The sequence below is a fragment of the Liquorilactobacillus ghanensis DSM 18630 genome (assembly GCF_001435235.1).
Lineage (GTDB): Bacteria > Bacillota > Bacilli > Lactobacillales > Lactobacillaceae > Liquorilactobacillus > Liquorilactobacillus ghanensis.
In genome coordinates, this window is the sequence record NZ_AZGB01000016.1 from 121,280 (window position 1) to 142,354 (window position 21,075).

Consider the following 21,075-nt stretch of genomic DNA (forward strand, 5'->3'; position numbering starts at 1 on the left):
TGAAAAATAGATGAGAATGCTTGCTTTTAAGCCAAATTTTGGGTATTTTAGAAAATAAAAATATTAAAGGAGCGTTTTTTGTAATGTCGAATTGGGATACCAAATTTGCGAAACAAGGATTCACGTTTGATGATGTGTTATTGATTCCTGCTGAAAGTCATGTCTTACCAAATGATGTTGATTTGAAAGTCGAGTTGGCAGATAATTTGAAACTTAATATCCCGATTATTAGTGCTAGGATGGATACAGTTACTGAGTCGGCGATGGCAATTGCCATGGCACGTCAAGGTGGATTGGGTGTAATTCACAAAAATATGACGATTGCTCAGCAAGCTGATGAGGTTCGTAAAGTCAAACGTTCAGAAAGTGGCGTTATCATTGATCCATTTTTCTTAACACCTGAAAATTCAGTTGCTGAGGCTGAAGGATTAATGCGAAAATACCGAATTAGTGGTGTCCCAATTGTTGAAACTTTAGAAAATCGTAAATTTGTCGGCATTATTACTAATCGTGACTTGCGTTTTGTTGAAGATCATCAACAGCCAATTGGCAATGTGATGACGAAGGATCATTTGATTACCGCTCCAACGGGAACATCTTTAGAAACAGCGCAGAACATTTTGCATAAGCATCGAATTGAAAAATTGCCGATGGTTGATGATCAAGGCCGTTTGACGGGATTGATAACTATCAAAGACATTGAAAAAGTGGTTGAATTTCCGCATGCTGCTAAGGACAAACATGGTCGCTTATTGGCAGCGGCAGCCGTTGGTGTTACCAGCGATACTTTTGATCGAGCGCAAGCTTTAATTGATGCCGGTGTCGATGCAATTGTGATTGATACAGCTCACGGACATTCTGCAGGAGTTATTCGGAAAATCAAAGAAATTCGCCAGCATTTCCCGAAAGTGACGTTGATTGCCGGCAATGTTGCTACGGCAGCTGCTACAAAAGCTTTATATGATGCGGGCGTTGATATTGTTAAGGTCGGAATTGGTCCTGGTTCGATTTGTACAACACGAATTGTTGCTGGTGTTGGTGTACCACAACTGACAGCTATTTATGATGCAGCTAGCGTGGCACGTGAATATGGCAAAACGATTATTGCCGATGGCGGCATTAAGTATTCTGGTGATATTGTCAAAGCCTTAGCAGCCGGTGGCAATGCAGTTATGCTAGGTAGCATGCTTGCTGGGGCAGATGAAGCTCCTGGTGAGACAGAAATTTATCAAGGACGCCGTTTCAAGACTTATCGCGGCATGGGTAGTTTGGCAGCAATGGACAGCAAACACGGCTCATCAGATCGTTATTTCCAAAGCGGAGTTAATGAAGCCAACAAGTTAGTGCCTGAAGGAATTGAAGGCCGCGTTGCTTATAAAGGTCGCGTGGGTGATGTTGTCTATCAAATGGTTGGCGGTCTGCGTTCCGGCATGGGTTATGTTGGCGCCGCAACACTGAAAAATCTGCAAGATGATGCACAGTTTATTCGCATTTCTAATGCTGGTTTGCGCGAATCACATCCACATGATGTTCAGATTACTAAAGAAGCACCTAACTACAGTAAATAAATTAAACTAAGCGTATTAGTAATAATAGCGGAACTGAGATAATTTGATGATCAGTTCTGCTTTTTTGACTCTTTCCAATGGTGAATATTTTGGATGAAATGTAACAAATCATATGCAACTAAAATAATTGTTCTAGCTTACAACAGCTAAAAAGACTAAAATCAACAATGAAGCAGTCAGTTTAAGAATCAGGGGATGAATCAATGGGAATAACAAATCCAACACCGCCAACTAAAGTTAAAGAATTATTTGATCGGTTGGCACCAAACTATGATCGGATGAACAATGTAATTACACTGGGTATTCAAAACTCATGGCGCCAACAGACGATGAATTATTTGCGTTTGCCGGTGCGGGCACAAGTCTTGGATCTATGTTGCGGGACCGGACATTGGACATTTGATTTGGCTCGCGCAACTGATGACCAAAGCAGGGTTACTGGATTAGATTTCAGTCCGCAAATGTTGGAACTGGCGCAAGCCAAGTTAGCTGATTCTACTTTGCAGTCAAAAATAAAATTTTTGCAGGGAGATGCAATGAAATTACCATTCGCTGATAATTCATTTGATCTGGTAACAATTGGGTTTGGTTTGCGTAATGTGCGTGACGCTCAGCAGGTATTGCAAGAAATGGCACGAGTAACACGTCCGGGTGGTCAAATTGCTTGTTTGGAGACCTCAAAGCCGCAAAAGGGGCTATTAAAGCTGGGTTGGCAAGTGTATTTTTCTTTTGTCCCATGGGTTGCACAAATGTATGGCAACCGCCAACAAGATTATCGTTATTTGCAAAAAACGGCCCAACATTTTCCTGCTGCACCGCAACTGGCGAAAATGTTTCAACAAGCAGGGTTAGGCAAAGTCGAGTATCATTCGTTTACATTTGGTGCCGGTGCCTTACATTTAGGAACAAAATTAAAGTAACTGACAAGTTGCATTTTAAGAAAAGTGAATTGAAAATAATTACAGTTATGCTTATACAAAATAAAACAGCTAGGACGCTTTGAGGTGCCATAGCTGTTTTATTTTGCGTTTATATATTAGGAGTCTCAAGCTAATTATAAAAATCTCTTTGATGGGTCTAAGCAATTAAAGTTAATTTGCATATTAAGCTGATTAAATGTTCATAATATTTCCATTGAATAAATTTTCGGACATTAGTTTATCCACTAGCTCCACGCTAATTATATTTCAGATAAAAGAATATGAAAATGCTGATATTTTTTTAGCAAAGCTATTTAAATAAGGAAAAGTATGATTCTGTTCACTTAAAGAAAGACAAACAAAAACCACAACCTTAGTTGATCGCGGTTTTTGCTTTTATCTTTAAAAGAAGGTTGAAACAAGTGCTAAAATAGCTAAACCACCTTGGGTTAGAATAATCTTTTTATCACTTGTCAAACTACCATATAAAGCAACCAAAATGATATACACTAATAATAATCGACTAATTTCAAGTGAAGCTGTTGCTAAAAATACGCTATACAATAATCCTACACCAATTATGCCATTATATATTCCCTGGTTTTTAAATAAGGTGCGCACAGAACCTCGTTTCAATTCTTCTTTTGTCATATTAAAAACTCTGCTTGTTGCATCTGATGTAGTTGCAAAAGTCTCTAGATACATGATATAGAAGAACTCCAAAGCAACCAATACAATTAAAATAGTTGAAATTATAGACATCGCTATTCCTCCTTTTCGGTCATCATTAATTCTGTTTTCTTTTCAGCATATTCGGGAATTTTTCCAAATAAGTTTATTAATAGTGGATTTTGATTGTGTTTAGCAACTGCTTGTTGGCTTTTCCAATTCTCAATCATTATAAATTGATTTTTCTTTTCAACTGATTCGTATAAATCATATCGCAAACAGCCTTCCTCTAATCGTGCAGCAGCAACCAGAGGCAATATATCCGCTAAAAACGCTTCTCTTTTATCATTTCTTATATAAAAATCCGCTTGGATAATTTTCATCTTTCTACCCCATTATTTAAATTCAGTGACTTTTTCAGCAGGTAAGCGAACAGAAGTATATCCAGCTTCTTTTTCTTTCCCTATAGATAAAATCATTACTGGCACATATCTCTCTTTATCTAATCCAACTGCTTCTGCTAACTGATCAGATTCAAATCCTCCAATTGGGTTAGTTTCATATCCATGTGCCCGAGCAATTAACATCAACTGCATTGCAGCTAAACTTGAATCAATTTTTACAACATCATTCATGTGCTCTTTAGTGAAATTTTTGTAATAAGGAATAATCACAGCTAACTGTTGGTCTCTTACTTCGTCGGGCATTTTACCTTCTGCAACTGCTTGGTTGTAAATCTCTTCACCTAATTCGTAACATTGCATGTCACCAAAAATCAAGATCATCGCTGAAGAAGTAGCATTTTGCTTTGTATTGAAACGAATTAATGGTTTTAGTTTTGCTTTTTGTTCATCGCTCTCAATAACAACAAAACGCCAAGGTTGCATATTGACTGAAGATGGTGCAGTTGTCGCTTCTTGAATCATTTCAAGCATTTCTTCATGAGATATTTTAAATGTTTCATCATATACACGAACAGACTTTCTTCCAAATATAATTTCGGGGAAATCATTGTTTACTAGTTTTTTTGACATATTATTTTCTCTCTCATTTCATTATATATTCTTAGAAACTGCTTCATAATATTACAGCTATTTTGCGGGCTTTTGCTTTACGCTTCTTTGGCTTTATTCGTAAAATCTACTACAATTTTACCTTTGATATGTCCACTACTTATTTCTTTCATGGCAGTATTAATCTCTGAACCAGGATATATTTTTTGAATAGAAGTATTCAATTTTTTCGATTCAATAAGCTCGGTAATTTTTTGAAGTTCTTGTCGATTAGACTGTGTTAAAAAAGAATGAAAAACGATATTCTTTTTTCTTGATAATTGATGCATTTTTACAGTGAGTGCACGCAAAATCATTTGATAAAACCAATTCATATTCGCCGATTTGGCATACGATGGAGTAGGAATACTAGTGATAGAGGCAATTTTTCCACCGGCTTTCACAATATCAAATGAATGTATCAGCTCATCTCCACCTCTCATATCAAAAACAGCATCTACTTGAGGTAGCACTTCATAAAATTTTTCTTTATGATAGTCAATAAATTCTAGATTCCCAAATTGTTGCAAAAACGCTTTTCCTTCTTTACTTGCCGTGGTATAAACCTTTGCATTAGCTAGAAGAGCGAGTTGAATAGCAATGTGCCCAACACCACCTGAACCGCCAAGAATTAAAATAGATTGTTTTTCCTTTAGTTGAAGCCAATCAAACAATCCTTGGTAGGCAGTTAATCCCGCAAGCGGAACTGAAGCTGATTCGACAAGAGTAAGGTTTTTCGGTGTTTTTGCTATATCATTTTCACCAACGACAACGTATTCTTGGAAAGATCCTGTAACCGGTGTTCGTCCATAAACAGAGTCGCCAACCCTAAATTGTGTGATTTTTGAACCAACAGCTTCAATGACACCTGAAAAGTCATGTCCTAGTGTCAATGGCATTGAATAACGCAAAACATATTTTGCATCGCCATTGCGAATTCTATAATCAACAGGATTCAAACTTGCTGCATGAACTTTGATCATTATGCTATTTTCAGATAATACAGGTTTTGCTATCTCATTCAAAAAAAGTGGTTCTTGCTTTCCGTATTGCTTTATTTGATACGCAAACATCCGCCATCTCCTTTATCCGCCGATCTGATCACACTGTATTTATTTCACTAATTTTGTTAATAAACTTAGGAGAGTATTTTCTTCTTCTTCGTTCAAAGGCGATATGATAGTTTTATTTGAATGACTAAATTCTCGCTCGCAATGTTCCAATTCTTTTGCTGCATTATCCGTAATTCTAACAACAACTTCGCGATTATTATTTTTGTTTCTTTCCCGTATAACATAATTTTTTTCTTCTAGAATCTTTAAATGTCTAGTGACCGCAGCACTATCTATTTTTAACTCATTTTGCAAAATTGTTTGCGAACACTGGCCATTTTCTTTTAGAAACATCATTAATTCATACCGAGTGATACTAAATCCGGTTTCTTTTTCAAATTTAGTGGTCATTTCTTGATTGGCAAGTTTAAGTTGATAAAACAGTTTGCTAATTTGTCTTAAATTCATCTATAACTCCTTTCATACATGATTCGTCAATAGTTGACTAATCAAATATAACTTATTTCCGACACTTTGAAAAGTGATTTGCTCCAATTAAACCTAAAAAATTATAAATTGCTATCAAATAAAAAAGGCACAATTTTAAATAATTGTACCTTACACGTTACTAATTAAACTAATCAGGAACTTGGATCGATTTTATCTTCATTTCAAAGGGCGTTAAATAACCAACACTATATTCTTTACGCTTCCGTTGCTGTCAGCATTTCAACCAGTGATGCTAAATTAACTAAGTTGGTGTGAAAGGCATGTTTAGCAATCGGAGCTAGTAGCTGAACAGGTAAGTGCTTACCAGCAGTATCAGGAATATACAATTCTTCTTGAATAACAGTACTTTTATTTTCTTCACTTAATGAAAATATCAGTTGATACTCAAGTCTGCCTTGGGTACTTGTATAAATGATTTGGTTATTGTTGGATTCAACTTGGATAAATTCGGACTGATTTAGTGCAGTTTTGTTTCGTTTAATAGTGAAACCAGCATCACCTTTAGCTACAGTGGATACCTCGGGAACCCATTGCAGCATTTGCTGAGGATTGGCTAAGACTTTTTAACCATATCAGCACTTGAGTTGACCATTACAACATTTGTAAATAATTTTGTATTCATAAAAAAAGACCTCCTTGATTGAATAGTCTTAATTTACTAAATATAAAGTTAGTTGGAAAATCAGAATACTGATATTTTAAAAATTATCATCAATCTTTTCGTGAAAGAGCTCGGTTAGAAACTTTTGACGCTGAATTGCTTCTAACTCGCGCTCATTTGCACCTTGATCCTTGGCAATTTGGGCAATTAAGTGATAGCAATTAGCTAACATATAATGTGAATCATGTTTAGTAATATAGTCAATTGCACTATTTATTTGTGAAAGGGCAGCATGCTCATCAGCTAATATGTACATCGTAAAAGCTGCTAAATAAAAAACAACATTGAGATTTTCTTCATAGGGAGCAACAGCAATATTTTTCATGGCACGCACTGTTAACGTATGTGCACTGTGTTGCTGACCATATTTTGCTTTCAACACAGCCAAAGAAATTAAGCCTAGGCGAGATAGGGTCGATAAACTGTTTTTGGTTTCAGCACTGTTAATAGACATGAGTAAATTCTTTTGGGATTCGTCTAAATTCTTATCTGTGTGAAATTGCGAGACGCCCAAGTAGTAATAATATGCTTGAATTTGGTCTGCTGTTTCGACTTGTTTGATGGTTGAAGAAGCTAATAAGAAATTTTTTAGTTTGGGATATTCATGATTATTGCATAACATTTCAACTTCGTTATTAAATTGTTTGTGAGCACTGATATTAAAATTAGCTGCAAGGCTAAAATCATTTAAAGAAATTGACAAGCGGCTGCATAACTTGATCATTAATTCTGCATTAGGGATATACTGATTATTTTCAATGGCTGAAAGCATTGATTGCGCACAAATACCTCTACAGATTTCTTTTTGTGTTAACCCTTGTTCTTTTCTTATTTTTCTTAATGAATTACCTAGTTGCATAGCTTACCTCGCGCACTTTGTTCAGGGTTCAAATTAATTCAAGTAAGTATAGCACAATTATCTCAAGCACAAAAGCTGCTTAGTTAGGCAAAATTTTTCATAGGCTGATAGGAGGCTTGGAGGGGCAAAATTGAATCGATTATGATACTGAAAATTGTCAATTAAGCATAGTTTTTAGTTAGCTTTTTGTGAGATTCTTTTAACTTAAGCTTATTTTTAGCCGAATTTCGGTATGCTATTAAAAGTACAGCTTATTATTTTTAATAGTATGAAAGGATCTTTTGAATGCAGACGAAGACAAATGAAATTGTAAAAGGAATTTTTTGGGCAGCAGCAGCTTCGGGGATGTGGGGGATCTCCGGAACGGTCTTGCAATTTATTTCGCAAAATGAAACGCTACCGATTAGTTGGTTCTTGTCGGTTAGGACACTTGGTGCCGGCAGCATTTTACTCCTAATCAGTTTTATTAAATATCGCTGGCGGATTTTTGATATTTTTAAATCATGGCATTTGATCGGCTGGCTGCTGGCTTATGCAGTTTTGGGTTTAATGGCTAATTTGATAACTTTTTTTATCTCAGTACAAACTGGCAATGCAGCCGCAGCTACGATCTTACAGTATTTAAGCCCACTATTTATCGTTTTAGGCAGTCTAGTATTCAAAGGGAAAAAACCTTTTACGAGTGATTTAATTTCCTTCATGCTATCATTGGCAGGCGTCTTTTTGGTTATTACTCAAGGCAATTTTTCGCAATTAGCAATACCGCTGGATTCCTTATTATGGGGCATTGGTTCAGGAATTACGGCTGCTTGTTACATAGTTTTACCAAAACCAATACTGCAAACTGCTTCACCGATTGTCGTGCTGGGGTGGGGAACATTTTTAGCAGGAATATTTTTCAACTTGTATCACCCTTTTTGGCAGCAAGTGCCGACTATTACTCCGGCAGTTGTTGTTTCTATTGGAACGGTCATCTTGTTGGGAACGATTCTGCCCTTTAGCTTGCTGTTATATAGTTTACACTTTGCCCCGGCAGATGTTGTCAGTATTATGGATGCAGTTCAACCGATCGTTACCTCAATTTTGAGTGTGTTATTTTTAAGTTTGAAGATGAATTGGGTCGAAGTCTTGGGAATTATTTTGGTATTGCTGGCTATTTATTATTTACAGCGCGGTCGTCGGCAAACAGAAAAAACGTTAAATTAGCTAAAAATTAGCAGCAGATAATGGAGCTTTAGTTAAAAAAGCACCCGATCAGCTGCTTTTTTAGATGAGACTTTTTTAATGAAAGTAAAATGCTATAATTTAGTTATTACTGTTTGGAGGAAAATTTCATGCCGCGAAAAATAAGTTTGTTTTCAATTGTAATGTTGACTCTGAGTTCAATTATCGGTTCAGGCTGGTTGTTTGGCTCAGGCATGGCTGCTCAAATAGCCGGTCCGGCGGCAATCATTTCCTGGATTCTGGGAGGTGTGATTATTGGAATAATTGCACTAAATTATATTGAATTGGGGACAATGTTTCCAACAACTGGCGGGATGAGCCAATATGCTTCCTTTTCTCATGGACCATTACTGGGATTTGTTGCCGGTTGGGCAAATTGGATCTCGCTATTAACGATTATTCCGATCGAAGCGGTAGCTGCTGTTCAGTATATGAGTTCTTGGCCATGGTCATGGGCAAATTGGACCCGCAGTTTTATTACTAATGGCAATATTACTGATCGGGGATTGGTAATTGTCTTTTTATTTATGGCAGCTTTTACTTTGCTGAATTTTTGGTCAGTAAAATTATTAACTAGTTTTACCAGTTTAATTGCAATTTTTAAAATGGCAGTTCCCATTTTGACCATTGGTATTTTAATGCTGTCGGGATTTAATACCGGCAATTTTCATTCGGCTGCCGGATTTATGCCTTATGGCAGTTCAACAATTTTTACAGCGACAACGGCTGCTGGAATTATTTTTTCGTACAATGCCTTTCAAACCACTATTAATATGGGTGATGAGATTGAACATCCTGAGAAAAATATTTTTTGGGGAATTGTAATTTCATTTGGAATCAGTATTGTAATTTATACATTGCTGCAGGTAGCTTTTATCGGTTCAGTACCAACAGTCAAGTTAGCGGCTGCTGGGTGGCACGGAATTAATTTTCAGTCACCATTTGCAGATATTGCATTACTGTTAAATCTGAGTTGGTTAGCCGATATTTTATACATCGAAGCTTTTGTGTCACCATTTGGGACCGGTGTGTCTTTTGTAGCGACAACTTCACGAGCATTAGCGGCAATGACAACAACGCGACATTTGCCAACCTTTTTAGGACGATTAAGTCAAAAATATCGGACTCCGCGCACTTCAATGATTGTCAATTTATTTTTAGGAATTTTGATGGCTGCTTGTTTTCGCAATTGGAGTGCTTTATCCAATGTAATTTCGACATCAACCTTGATTGCTTATATAACAGGTCCGGTTACGTTAATGACTTTTCGTAAATTGGCTCCTGATTGGCAGCGGCCATTTCGCTTGCAAGCAGCTCGCTTACTAGCACCGCTGGCTTATTTACTGGGATGTTTAGCTATCTACTGGGCAAAATGGCCAACAACTATTGAAGTTTTTGGAGTGATTGGCCTCGGCTTGATTTTTTATGTTATTTATGAAATTCGGCGTCCAATGGGGATTACGCGCTTATTGGCGAGTTTAAAAGGAGCTCGTTGGCTGGTGTTGGAACTTTTATGGTTAACGATCATGTCGTTGATCGGCAGTCATCAATTTGGCGGCAATGGCTGGCTGCCGTATCCCGGTGACTTTGGCTTGGTAATCTTAGGCAGTCTTGGGTGTTATTATTTGGGAATTCATGATGGATATTTTGGTTTGGAAACCAAAACAGCTCAGGAACTGAATCAGAAAAATAATTATTAAAAAATACCCCAGTTTTTAATGAGGCTAATTTAATAAAAATCACGTACAAATAAATTTTCTAATAAACATAAACTATTTTTAATTTATTATTGATTGTCAATGAAACTGTGATAAAATTTAAACAGACTAATTGATAGTGACTCTCAATTAGCTTAATTAAAAATTCTGGGGGGTTTATGGCAAATGGTTAAGAAGCGAAGAAGTTTTTGGCTAATGTGGCTGGCAGCAGCAGTGTTTATGGCACTGGGCTTGACCAGTGCATTGGCTGATACAACACAGGTTTTGCCAGATGGCAGCTATAGTGTACAGACTAGTTACTATACTGATGCTGCAGGTACTAAGTCATCGAACGCAATGAGTAGCTTTTGGGGCCAAAGTGGTCAATTGACTGTTAAAAACAATCAAGCTACTTTGACGTTTACTCAAAAAGCAATGATGAATTTGATGACTAGTGCGACATTTGACGGTCATAATTTGAAGAAAACGGCAAACGGTCAGTCGGGGACTTGGAGCGTTAATTTATCACCGCAAGATGCAGTTAAGTTGGAAACACAGTCCATTCATAGCGGTACGGTAGTTTATAATGTTAACGGATCCAATTATAGTCAGAGTTTTTATGTGAAATTAACCAGTGGATTGCCTGCAACAATTGATCAGCCTGGTGACTATCAGTTGGGGGTTAAGTATGATGAAGCCGATGGTGAAAACGATTCTGGTCAACCGTCAATGATCCAAAGCGGTGGTTTGTGGGCCGACCAGTTGACCTACCATTTAGATAGTGCCGGGTCAGCATCGATCAACTTAGAGCAACCTAAAATGATGGATTACATGGCACAGCTTTCGATTGATGGTCAAAAAATGACTAAGCAGGCAGCAGATAAAGCAACCTCTGGTAGTTGGACAGGTACTTTACCATTAAGCAGTGTCAGAAAATTGACAGTCGGTGGAAAATTGGTCGGCAACATGACCTATACGGTGCCGGGACTTTTTACTCATAACGTGGACGTTATAATAGTTATAACCAGCAAGCAATTGGTAAAAGCAGATCCTTTGGCAACGACGGCGGTTGTTGATCCAGATGCTGATTCAACAAGTGGCACACCAGCAACGCAGCCGGCACCACAACCACAGCCGCAACCGGCACCACAACCAGCAACCGGTACATCGGCAAATAATGATACAAATACGACCGATAGTAAATCAACAGGTTCAAATTCTAACGCAACACAACAAAAAAATGATACGTCGGCACCAGCACCACAACCAAAAAAAGATACACCAGCATCAACCAAGACTTTGAGTGTTACTTATAACAAAATTGGCAGTCAAGGAGAAGACTTGAATCAGCCATCAATGATTCAAACTGATGGTATCTGGTCTGACCAAATTAGTTTAAAAGATAATGGCAATGGTACGGTTACGGTAACACTTACTCAACCCAAGCTGATGAATTATATGACAAGTGCGGCATTTGACGGAGTTACATTGGATAAGCATGTTGCTTCAGCAACTGCTCAAAGTGGCAGTTGGACAGCAGTTTTGCCTAAGTCGCAGGTGGATAAATATAAAGTCGGCAGTAAAATCGTTGCTAAGGTTTCCTACACGATTCCAGGAGCTTTCACACATAATGAATCAGTGTTGGTAGTAATTAAAGGAATTGCCCAAGGAAATGATGATAAGCCAGCAGCAGCTGGAAAAACATCAGGTGATCAATTAGCTCCTGACAAGGCAGCAACTAGTGACCAATTAGCTCCAAATGTTGTGGCAACCAGTGATCAGCCGGCAGTAAAAACAGGATCGTTAAACACAGATGCGGCTCCTGTTTCAGCGGCTACCTTGCCATTGGCTGTTGGTAACAATCAAAAAGTTTTACCGCAAACAGGAAATTCGGGTTCCCTTTTCTTGACTATTCTGGGTATTATGGTAGTAGCACTTGCTACAATAATTGGAATATTCAGTTTGAGGAGAAAAAATGGAAAAGAAATTTAAACTTTTATTATGTGTTTTAGGATACTTCGCGATGTTTTGGCTGGGAATGACTACCTCAGCTTCGGCGGCATCGTATCAAGTAAACTATACAATCGAAAAGTATGGCACAAGTCAGACATCAGTAGCTGATGCATATTTTGCTAAACCAGCGACAGTTACTGTTGGGAATAATCAGTACACCGTCCAAATGACAGTTAAAACCAATCACAGTTTAGGATCTTTTCCCGTTCAGATTTTAAATGTTAATGGTCAAACACCACAGGTTCAAAAGCAAACGTCCGGTGATAATGATTATTATACTTTTACGTTTAATACCGCAACAGTTCGTAAATCTTTGAGCGGCAATATGAAGGTAGATATAAATAATATTAATTACCATCATTATTATGGCTTTAATATTGCATTGGATGCTAGTCAGGTTCCAGAGTTGTCTGCTGCTAAGACTGTCAGTCAACCGGCAGCTAGTCCTAGTTCAGCTAATAATTCATCTACATCTACAACAACTGTCGCCAATAACAGTAACGCAGCCAGCGCTAAGACTGGCAGTTCAACAGCCGTTTCTAATTCAACGCGCAGCTCAAGTTCTAATTCAACCAGCAGCTCGAGTGCTAAAGCTGATTCCAGTTCAACGACCAGCTCTAGTTCGAATGCCAGTTCTAATTCAGCTGCCAGTGATTCTAAGAAAAAAGAGTCCCGTGCTGCCAGTAAGAAGGGCGCTGCAGCTAAAAATAATAAAGAAGGCAGCACAAGTAAACAAAATACCAAACCCAAAAATCAACAAAAGAAAAATAACTCAGTACTTAGCAAAGCTGCTTTAACGCTGGTAATTATTGGCGGACTGGGTATTGGAGCTTGGGGGGTAGTTCATAATTATCGGGGATAAACGAACAAAGCTTTGGTTAATGGCTGGTTTATTCATTATCTTGCTGGGTGGTGGCATTTTCTTGAGTTTTCAGCATCATTCAGCACAGTCGCATTCACGACGGCAAACGGCTCGGGTTGTAGCTACCACACCGGCGATTACGGCAATTATGGCTAAACTGGGCGTCAAGCTGGTTGCAGTTCCGACTACGACACAGGCGCTCCCACATCAATACCGTAAGCTGCCACGAGTAGGTAATCATGTCAGCATTAATTGGGATAATTTACTAGCTGTCAAACCAGATATTGTTTACGTGGATTCCGAATTAGCTGATGAATATCAAACCAAGCTTAAAGAACAGAAAATTACGATGAAAGCTTTAAACTTGCAAACTTATCCGCAGCTGCTAAAGACGATTACTTATTTAGGCAAAGTTTATGGCAAACAGGCTGCGGCTAAAAAGTTGACAGCACAATTGAAATTAAAACCAGTTCAACGCAAACAGCGACCGCGAGTTTTGATTTTGATGGGAATGCCGGGTGGAAGCTTTTTGGCAATGAACGGGCAGAGTTATCTAGGTGAACTTGTGGAAAAAGCGGGTGGAAAAATCGTCGGAGCAGATCCACATTCGCTTTATACAAGCCCTAACAGTGAAAAAATTGCTGAAGCAGATCCGCAAATTGTGATTCGTTTGGCACATGCAATGCCGGCTGAAGTGGAAGCAGCATTTAAAACAGCTTTTAAAGCTGATCCTTATAATCAATTGACAGCTGTAAAAGAACAGCATGTTTATGATGTTAAAGCGCCTGTATTTTCGCCAACAGCTAATTTGCAAGTGAAGAAGGCATATGCGCAAATTAAGGAGTGGATCGATCAAGTTGAATAAAAAAAATTGGTTGTTAGGTTCGATGATCGCAGCCTGCCTGCTGCTGATTATTTTGCAATTGAGTCTGCATTTAAACTCCGCTGGAGATTGGCAACTAATTTTTTGGCAATTAAGATTGCCCCGTCTATTATTTGTGCTCGGGACCGGACTTTGTCTGGGACTGAGCACTTTATTATTAGCAGCAACTTTGCGGCAACCATACATAGACGGCTCAATGCTTGGGATTGCCAATGGAGCTGAATTATTAGTGGCCCTATTAGTCATTTTAAATGCCAATATTTTAACCTACCGTGTATTAGTAGGTGCTCTAGCCGGAGTAGTTTGTTTAGGTTTATTACGTGCCAGTGTTTTCAAGTTGAAAACACGACCTTTATTTATGATAATCGGAGGATTTTGTTTGGCAATGTTTTTCAATGCTTTAACGGTTATTTTGACTAGCAATAGCGGTTGGACCGGTAAGAGTATGGGAAATGTGACGTGGACAGATGTGATTTGGCTGTTGATTATTTTAGTTGCCGGCTGTTTTTTATGGATACTGGCGGGGCAATATTTACAGTATTTTGCATTGCCGGAAATTCAAACAAGACAGCTGGGCTTTAACGAAGATCGAGCAGCCTTGATTTTTCAATTGATTGCGGCTTTATGGCTGGGAGCAGCTACGGCTGTTTTGGGAACAGCTTTTTTTGCCGGGGTAGTTTTAAATCAATTAATCAAAGAATTAACTAAACTAGGATTAGTCGCACGCTTGCCTTTTGTAGGAATTTTTAGTATTTTGGTAGTATTAGTTGCGGATACGCTAGGACATTTTGCTTTTTACCCAACTGAATTGCCAACTAATGCAGTGTTATTGTTACTATTAGCTCCTGCTTTTGTTTTTTTGATTGTGAGGTGGTCTCGTGCAGTTTAAAAATCTGCAAGCTGCTTATCAAGGACAAATTGTTTTTGAAAATATCAATGCGCAGCTGCCATCAGGGCAGATTACTACTTTACTGGGCTTGAATGGCAGTGGGAAAACCACCTTAATGCTGCTTTTAGCAGGTTTAAAGCCAATGACTGCTGGAGAAATTACAGCAGGCGCCGAAAAAACTTTTTATTTACCGCAAAAAAACCAAGTATTTGATTTTTTGACGGTAGCAGAACTGTTAGCAATTAATCGCAATAATGATGAAAGCCAATTGCAAAAGTTAATTGAGTTGTTTGGTTTAGCGCCATTACTAAAGCGAGATATTAGTCTATTGTCCGGTGGTCAGCAGCAACGTGCATGGATAGTGTATACATTGTTGCAGCCAGCTAAAATTTTGTTGCTTGATGAACCGCTGACATACTTGGATTTGAAGTATCAGCAAAAATTTTTAGAAGCATTAATTTGGCAACGCCAACTTGGACGAACGATTTTGCTTAGTCTGCATGATATCAATTTTGCAGCTCGCTGCAGTCAAAATATTTGGTTTTTAACACCACAGCAATTAGTAACTGGTAAAAAAGCAGCAATGTTAACTAAGCAGAATTTAATTAATTATCTCGAATTAAGTCCTGAATATGCGCAACTTCTAATATCTGATGTGAGAGGAAGAAATATATGAAAAAAGGAGTACTATTAATTAATTTAGGAACTCCCGCCAGTCCGACACCAACGGCAGTTCGCAAGTACCTGAAACTTTTTTTAAGTGATCAACGGGTAATTGATATGCCATCTTGGAAATGGCAACCGATTTTAAATACAATGATTTTACCGCATCGACCGGCTAAATCGGCGGAACTTTATCGGCAGATCTGGTCAAAAGAAAATGGTTCTCCTTTGTTGTACTATACGCAACAGCAAGCACAGCAATTGCAAGAACTGCTTCCAGAACATCAAGTTCGTTTTGCGATGAGTTACAGTCACCCAATGATTGCGACCGAGTTGAAGCGTTTTGAACAAAATCAGATAACTGATCTGACAATTATTCCTATGTATCCGCAATACTCAACAACAACAGTTGGTTCAGTTGTTGATGATATCAACCGTTTCTATTTTAAACGGGTACGGATTCCTAATCTGCGGATTGTTACTGATTTTTGTGATTTTTCACCATACATTAAGGCTTTAGCTGCTAAGATTCAACAGGAAATAACTGATTTTAAACCAGATCAGATATTATTTTCGTATCATGGAATTCCTAAGAGCTACGTGACAAAGGGTGATCCTTATCAGGAACGCTGTGAAACTACGACTAAATTGTTACGTGCAGAATTGAACACAGAAATTCCGATCAAACAAACCTATCAATCGCGGTTTGGTCCCGATGAATGGTTGAAACCAGCAACTGATGAAACGCTTAAACAATTGCCGGCTAAGGGAAGCAAACGGGTCTTGGTAGTTGCGCCAAGTTTTGTGGCTGATTGCTTAGAAACTTTACATGAGTTAGATATTGAAAATCGGCAATATTTTATTTCCAATGGAGGAGAAGATTTTCGCTTGGTGCCGGCTTTAAATGCTGACGAAAGCTTTACACAGGTTTTGCGTCAATTAGTCCTTAATCTGCGTTAATGCTGCCAGCTTTTAAGGAACCAGCGATCACAAGCTGAGTGGATACTACCGTTTAATGGTGCAGTTAAAGGTTTAAAGCCTAAATGCTGATAAAGCCCAATCGCTTGATCAAGGTTGGCAAAGGTTTCAATATATAATTGTTGATATCCAAGCTGAGGTGCGAGTTCTAATGAACGAAGCATAATTTCTTTGCCGAAGCCGTAACCACGAGCAGCTGGTAAAAAATACAGCTTCTGTAGTTCAGCAACTTGATCGCTAAATGGTCCAAAACCACCACAACCTAGGATTTGCTTTTGCTCAACGACTACCCAAAAAGCTGCTTTTTGCGGCTGGCTGTTGTAATACTCGGCTAAATTGGTCAGTTGCGGATCATAATAGGCAGTTCCCGGTAAATCATCGTGAAATTCTCGTAGAGTACTTTGAATAATATTTTTAACGGCTGAATTATCAGCCGTTTTTATTTGTCGCAAATGCAATTTGCTCAACTCCTGTTAAAAGATTTAAAAGTAATGTAGCATTTTTTGTCGGTCTATGCAAAAATTGGTTTATTTAAATAGTTATTTTGGTTCGGAGGGAATAAATTTGGAAAATTCGAAAAAAAATATAGCCCGAATTTTACTGGCAGAAGATTTTTCAGCTGTTGGTCAGCTTTCCCTTACGGCAGCCATGCCGCTTCTAAATGCTTTTCAAGTTCCGCTGGCAGTATTACCGACAGAGTTGCTGTCGACTCAATCAGAAGGCTTTGGAATGCCATTTAAACTGTCGACAGTAGCTTGGGCTCGCGCTGCGTTGCAGCATTGGCAAACAATGGGGATTAAATTGACTGGAGCTTTAATCGGATATTTTGCCGATCAGCGTTTTGGAGAACTATTGCTAAATGAAATCCAGTTTACCGGTAAATTAACATTGCTTGATCCAGTAATGGCTGATAATGGTCGGTTTTATCCAACTCTCACCAAATCTCATATAACAATTCTGCAAAAATTGTTGCCTAAATCATTGATCTGCACCCCAAACTTAACAGAAGCTTGTTTTTTGCTGGATCAGCCCTATATTTCTCACCCGACTTTTAAGCAACTTGCCAGCTGGCTGAATCAATTGGAGAGCAGCCAGCCGGCAGGTGGGAAAACAGTAATTACCGGTATTACGGTTGCCGGTAAAACTGGTTGTGTGTGGTTAGAAGACGGCCAGTTGCGCCAAGTTTTATATCCAAGTCTGCCGGGACATTTTTATGGCAGTGGCGATGTATTTGCAGCTTTATTGTTTGGGTTGCTTTGGCAAGGATTATCTTGGTCGCAAGCGGTTATTCAAGCGACTGGTTTTTTGCACGATTCGTTAGCCCAACAAGTTAGTTTACCAACCAGTCAACGTCGTTATGGAATTGAGCTTAGTTCATTATTAGTTCAAATTGAAACATTTTTGGCAAAAAAGGCTGATAAACGGTCAAATTAGTGTTAAAATTGATAAAATTAGTTTTCGATTAAAAAGCAATTTCAAAAATTTTAATTGGGGGGATAAATGTTGAAAAAAAGTCTGCCGTTGAAGCAAATAGTTCAAATGGCATTGTTGATTGCCGTGAATGTTGCAGTCGCCCGTTTTTTGATTATTCCGGTACCTATGACCCATGGAAATATTAATTTGTGTGATGCTGGGATTTTTATTGCAGCACTGTTGTTTGGGCGTAAATCTGGTTTGCTGGTTGGTGGTCTCAGCGGCTTTTTGCTGGATTTAATTTCTGGTTATCCACAGTACATGTTCTTTTCACTCGTAATCCACGGACTTGAAGGCTTTTTAGCCGGATGGTTGAATGAAAGCTCACGCCGCAGTTCACTGATTGCGGCCATGGGAACGGGTGTCTTAGTCATGGTTGCCGGGTACTTTGCTGCTGATACTTTGCTTTATCAATTGCAAACCGGTCTGATTGGAATCCCAACCAATCTGTTTCAAGGAGTAGTTGGCGGCTTGGTGGCTTTGCCGGTCTATTATCGCTTACGCAGCCGTGTTTTTAGTCATGGTAAATAAGGAGAAATGATTTGGCGTTACTAATTTTAACCGAACCGATCGCAAATAATGGAGTAACATTGCTTGAAAAAGCTGGAATGATCGTTCAACAAAAGCCCATCGCTTTAAGTTGGCAGCAATGGCTGGCTAATCAGCCCGAATTACAACAGGCTGAGGGGTTGATTATTCGAGCTAGTCGGTTAACGAAAGCCGATCTACAACATTTACCCAATTTACAAGTTATTGCGCGGCATGGTGTTGGACTTGATAATTTGCCGTTAGCAGAAATCAAGCAGCGCAAGATTCGATTAACCTTTACGCCGGGAATCAATGCTCAATCAGTTGCCGAACTAACTTTGGCACTGATGCTGATGAGTCTGCATCGCTTACCAGAGAATATTGCAGTGCAGCAGCGGTTGACCGGTTCAATGCTGTCTGGAAAAACAGTCGGTTTAATTGGTTATGGAAAGATTGCCCAGTCAGTTGAAAAGTTATTACAGCCATTTACGACTAATATTTTAGTTTGGAATCATCGCCCTAAAAAGATTCGTTATGGCAAGCAAGTGTCACTTGAACAACTACTGCAGCAAGCGGATGTTGTTAGTTTACATTTGCCGGCATTACCGGAAACACAGTGTTTTTTAAATCAAGAGCGATTGCAGCAATTGTCTAAATCTGCTGTCTTGATCAACACAGCTCGGGGAACTTTGGTGGATAGCGATGCCCTTTATCAACAACTGTTACAAAAACGGTTTGCCGGAGCAGCTGTTGATGTTTGGACCAAAAAGCACCAGTATTCATTAGCTGATTTTCAAAAATTACCTAATTTCATTATTACACCACACATTGGAGCTGAAACGACAGAAACATTAGCAGCTTCAGCGCAACAGTGTGCAGAGGAAATATTGCGCTATTTCAAACAGCAGCCGGCACTGCAACCGTATCATTTTAAGTAAACAAAAATTGAGCGGTTAAGTTAAGGTGATACTGGTAGTTATTCTACCTATTGTTGGGTCGGTAAACAATTTTGACCAAAAAATTAAAATAATATTGTAAAATGAGAAACTTATTATAAATAAGCTTGAGAGATTGCATGAGCAATCTCTTTTTTTGCTTTCTGCTTAGAAAGATTCTAAAATGATAATTAATGAAAACAGAATGTGAAAACGGGGGAAGAATTTTGCAAGATTTCAAGAAAATGACAATATTTGCTAGGCGATTACTAGCAATTTCTTTTTTGATGTCAATTAGTCAATCGACAATGACAACGGCGTATCCGGTATTAATGAAACAGTTTGGGGTTCAAACCAGCACGGTACAGTGGTTAACAACCGGATTTATGGTAGCAATGACCTTGGTGATGCCATTAAGTCCATGGCTGCTGGATAATGTGCCATTAAAAAAATTGTTGAATAGTATTGTCGGTATTTTTATTTTGGGAACAATTGTTGCGATGGTTGCGCCAAGTTTCGGTTGGATCATTTTAGGACGGCTAATTGAAGGACTGGCAGTTGGCGCCCTTTTTCCAGTTTTTCAGAGTTTAATCCTTGAAAGCAGCAGTCAAGAAGACCGGGGATTAGCAATGGGAGTTGTCGGCTTGGTAATGGGTTCAGCTTTAGCAGTTGGTCCGATTATTTCCGGCGTGATTTTGCAATTTGTTTCTTGGCGAGCGCTGTTTGGTTTGTTTATTGTCTTATTAATTATTTTAATTGTTCGCATTCAAACGGTAATCAAAGTGATTCATCCACTGGCACCACACAAATTTGATTGGTTGTCAGCCGTTTTACTAATTGGTTTTGGTGGTCTCTTGTATGCGATCAATTTATTTCCAACGGTCGGATTGCAGCTGGCATGGTGGATTTTGCTACTGATTAGTTTGGGACTATTGGTTATTTTTGCTTGGCGTCAACAAAAACTTGCACGACCGTTTTTGAACTTGCGTGTTCTGCATTTCCCAGGTTACGCAGCGGCTTTGCTGTTAACGGGGATTTCTTATAGTGGTTTGATTATTGCAACGGTAATTTTACCGTTATATTATCAACAAGTTTTTAAAGTTAGTCCATTTTGGTCCGGCTTATTGCTGGTACCAGCTGCTTATATTTTAAGTCGCTTGAATCCGTTAGCCGGAAAATTATTGAATCATTTAGGACTAAAACGTTTGATTTGGATCGGAATGACATTGATTGCAGCTGGTTTCTTATTGCTAGGGACAATAGGTACCAGCTGGTTGTGGTGGAGTGTACTTGGCGGCATATTATTGGAGAGTGGCAATGCATTTACAATGATGCCGGCATTAACTGCTGCCAATAATGCTTTGCCTAAAGAATTAATGAGCCATGGGACGGCATTGATCACGACAATGCGGCAACTGATTGGAGCTGCCAGTGTTGTGGTAGCTTCAAGTTTAATTACTTGTTTTGCAGCTAGTATGTCGTATGCTCATGCTTTGTTGATGACTAGCCGCTGGTTATTGTTATTCCCAGCACTCGGGTTTTTACTGAGTTTAGTTTTAAAGACTAGTAAAATTAAATAAGTTGCTTAGTTAATCAGTATTACAGCCAAAATAAAACCGATTGCGGTTGAGCAATCGGT

22 protein-coding genes are annotated in these 21,075 nt (G+C 38.7%); 14 read left to right on the forward strand and 8 right to left on the reverse strand.

Annotated features, from left to right (window positions below; genetic code table 11):
* The first annotated feature begins 83 nt into the window (after positions 1–83).
* Both guaB and ubiE read left to right on the forward strand, forming a co-directional pair.
* A complete protein-coding gene (gene guaB / locus FC89_RS06090; RefSeq protein WP_057871934.1) occupies positions 84–1,568 on the forward strand; it encodes an IMP dehydrogenase in 1,485 nt (494 codons plus the stop codon).
* Between the two features lie 203 nt (positions 1,569–1,771).
* Positions 1,772–2,488, forward strand: coding sequence for a bifunctional demethylmenaquinone methyltransferase/2-methoxy-6-polyprenyl-1,4-benzoquinol methylase UbiE (gene ubiE, locus FC89_RS06095; RefSeq protein ID WP_057871665.1), 717 nt, complete (start codon positions 1,772–1,774; stop codon positions 2,486–2,488).
* A 402-nt stretch (positions 2,489–2,890) separates the two neighbouring features.
* Here ubiE and FC89_RS06100 read toward each other — a convergent pair whose 3' ends face one another.
* From FC89_RS06100 to FC89_RS06130, 7 genes are all read right to left on the reverse strand, one after another.
* Complete coding sequence (locus tag FC89_RS06100) at positions 2,891–3,250, reverse strand: DUF1304 domain-containing protein (protein WP_057871666.1); 360 nt, start codon at positions 3,248–3,250, stop codon at positions 2,891–2,893.
* Positions 3,251–3,252: 2 nt separating this feature from the next.
* Entirely contained in the window at positions 3,253–3,540 is a 288-nt protein-coding gene (locus FC89_RS06105; protein WP_057871667.1) for a putative quinol monooxygenase, read from the reverse strand.
* 12 nt (positions 3,541–3,552) lie between these two features.
* Positions 3,553–4,191 (reverse strand): nitroreductase family protein, encoded by a 639-nt coding sequence (locus FC89_RS06110; RefSeq protein WP_057871668.1) that lies wholly within the window; start codon positions 4,189–4,191, stop codon positions 3,553–3,555.
* Between the two features lie 77 nt (positions 4,192–4,268).
* Positions 4,269–5,282, reverse strand: coding sequence for an NADP-dependent oxidoreductase (locus FC89_RS06115; protein WP_057871669.1), 1,014 nt, complete (start codon positions 5,280–5,282; stop codon positions 4,269–4,271).
* Between the two features lie 39 nt (positions 5,283–5,321).
* A complete protein-coding gene (locus FC89_RS06120; protein WP_057871670.1) occupies positions 5,322–5,729 on the reverse strand; it encodes a MarR family winged helix-turn-helix transcriptional regulator in 408 nt (135 codons plus the stop codon).
* Between the two features lie 236 nt (positions 5,730–5,965).
* Positions 5,966–6,310 carry an SRPBCC family protein gene (locus tag FC89_RS06125; RefSeq protein WP_235804388.1) on the reverse strand — a complete coding sequence of 115 codons (345 nt, stop codon included), beginning with the start codon at positions 6,308–6,310 and terminating at the stop codon, positions 5,966–5,968.
* 159 nt (positions 6,311–6,469) lie between these two features.
* Positions 6,470–7,291 carry a helix-turn-helix transcriptional regulator gene (locus FC89_RS06130; RefSeq protein WP_057871671.1) on the reverse strand — a complete coding sequence of 274 codons (822 nt, stop codon included), beginning with the start codon at positions 7,289–7,291 and terminating at the stop codon, positions 6,470–6,472.
* Positions 7,292–7,576: 285 nt separating this feature from the next.
* Between FC89_RS06130 and FC89_RS06135 the strand changes: the two genes are divergently transcribed.
* From FC89_RS06135 to hemH, 8 genes are all read left to right on the forward strand, one after another.
* Positions 7,577–8,497, forward strand: a complete 921-nt coding sequence (locus tag FC89_RS06135; RefSeq protein ID WP_057871672.1) for a DMT family transporter — start codon at positions 7,577–7,579, stop codon at positions 8,495–8,497.
* Positions 8,498–8,625: 128 nt separating this feature from the next.
* Positions 8,626–10,215 carry an APC family permease gene (locus tag FC89_RS06140; RefSeq protein WP_057871673.1) on the forward strand — a complete coding sequence of 530 codons (1,590 nt, stop codon included), beginning with the start codon at positions 8,626–8,628 and terminating at the stop codon, positions 10,213–10,215.
* Between the two features lie 183 nt (positions 10,216–10,398).
* Positions 10,399–12,204: an LPXTG cell wall anchor domain-containing protein gene (locus tag FC89_RS06145; RefSeq protein ID WP_057871674.1), complete on the forward strand. Its 1,806-nt coding sequence runs from the start codon at positions 10,399–10,401 to the stop codon at positions 12,202–12,204.
* Positions 12,188–13,087, forward strand: a complete 900-nt coding sequence (locus FC89_RS06150; protein ID WP_057871675.1) for an NEAT domain-containing protein — start codon at positions 12,188–12,190, stop codon at positions 13,085–13,087. Before FC89_RS06145 ends, FC89_RS06150 begins: the two co-directional genes overlap by 17 nt.
* 19 nt (positions 13,088–13,106) lie before the next feature.
* A complete protein-coding gene (locus FC89_RS06155; protein ID WP_235804389.1) occupies positions 13,107–13,952 on the forward strand; it encodes an ABC transporter substrate-binding protein in 846 nt (281 codons plus the stop codon).
* Positions 13,945–14,859 (forward strand): iron chelate uptake ABC transporter family permease subunit, encoded by a 915-nt coding sequence (locus FC89_RS06160; RefSeq protein WP_057871676.1) that lies wholly within the window; start codon positions 13,945–13,947, stop codon positions 14,857–14,859. The genes FC89_RS06155 and FC89_RS06160 overlap by 8 nt, the downstream gene beginning before the upstream one ends.
* Positions 14,849–15,535, forward strand: coding sequence for an ABC transporter ATP-binding protein (locus FC89_RS06165; RefSeq protein WP_057871677.1), 687 nt, complete (start codon positions 14,849–14,851; stop codon positions 15,533–15,535). Before FC89_RS06160 ends, FC89_RS06165 begins: the two co-directional genes overlap by 11 nt.
* Positions 15,532–16,482 carry a ferrochelatase gene (hemH, locus tag FC89_RS06170; RefSeq protein ID WP_057871678.1) on the forward strand — a complete coding sequence of 317 codons (951 nt, stop codon included), beginning with the start codon at positions 15,532–15,534 and terminating at the stop codon, positions 16,480–16,482. Before FC89_RS06165 ends, hemH begins: the two co-directional genes overlap by 4 nt.
* Here the strand turns inward: hemH and FC89_RS06175 are convergent.
* A complete protein-coding gene (locus FC89_RS06175; protein WP_057871679.1) occupies positions 16,479–16,958 on the reverse strand; it encodes a GNAT family N-acetyltransferase in 480 nt (159 codons plus the stop codon). The two genes, hemH and FC89_RS06175, sit on opposite strands and share 4 nt — an antisense overlap.
* A 106-nt stretch (positions 16,959–17,064) precedes the next feature.
* Here FC89_RS06175 and FC89_RS06180 point away from each other — a divergent pair, with 106 nt between their 5' ends.
* From FC89_RS06180 to FC89_RS06195, 4 genes are all read left to right on the forward strand, one after another.
* Positions 17,065–17,934: a bifunctional hydroxymethylpyrimidine kinase/phosphomethylpyrimidine kinase gene (locus tag FC89_RS06180; RefSeq protein ID WP_057871680.1), complete on the forward strand. Its 870-nt coding sequence runs from the start codon at positions 17,065–17,067 to the stop codon at positions 17,932–17,934.
* Positions 17,935–18,000: 66 nt separating this feature from the next.
* Complete coding sequence (locus FC89_RS06185) at positions 18,001–18,504, forward strand: ECF transporter S component (protein WP_157060673.1); 504 nt, start codon at positions 18,001–18,003, stop codon at positions 18,502–18,504.
* Positions 18,505–18,515: 11 nt separating this feature from the next.
* Complete coding sequence (locus tag FC89_RS06190) at positions 18,516–19,439, forward strand: NAD(P)-dependent oxidoreductase (RefSeq protein ID WP_057871681.1); 924 nt, start codon at positions 18,516–18,518, stop codon at positions 19,437–19,439.
* 221 nt (positions 19,440–19,660) lie between these two features.
* Positions 19,661–21,016, forward strand: coding sequence for an MFS transporter (locus tag FC89_RS06195; protein WP_057871937.1), 1,356 nt, complete (start codon positions 19,661–19,663; stop codon positions 21,014–21,016).
* Positions 21,017–21,075 lie beyond the last annotated feature (59 nt).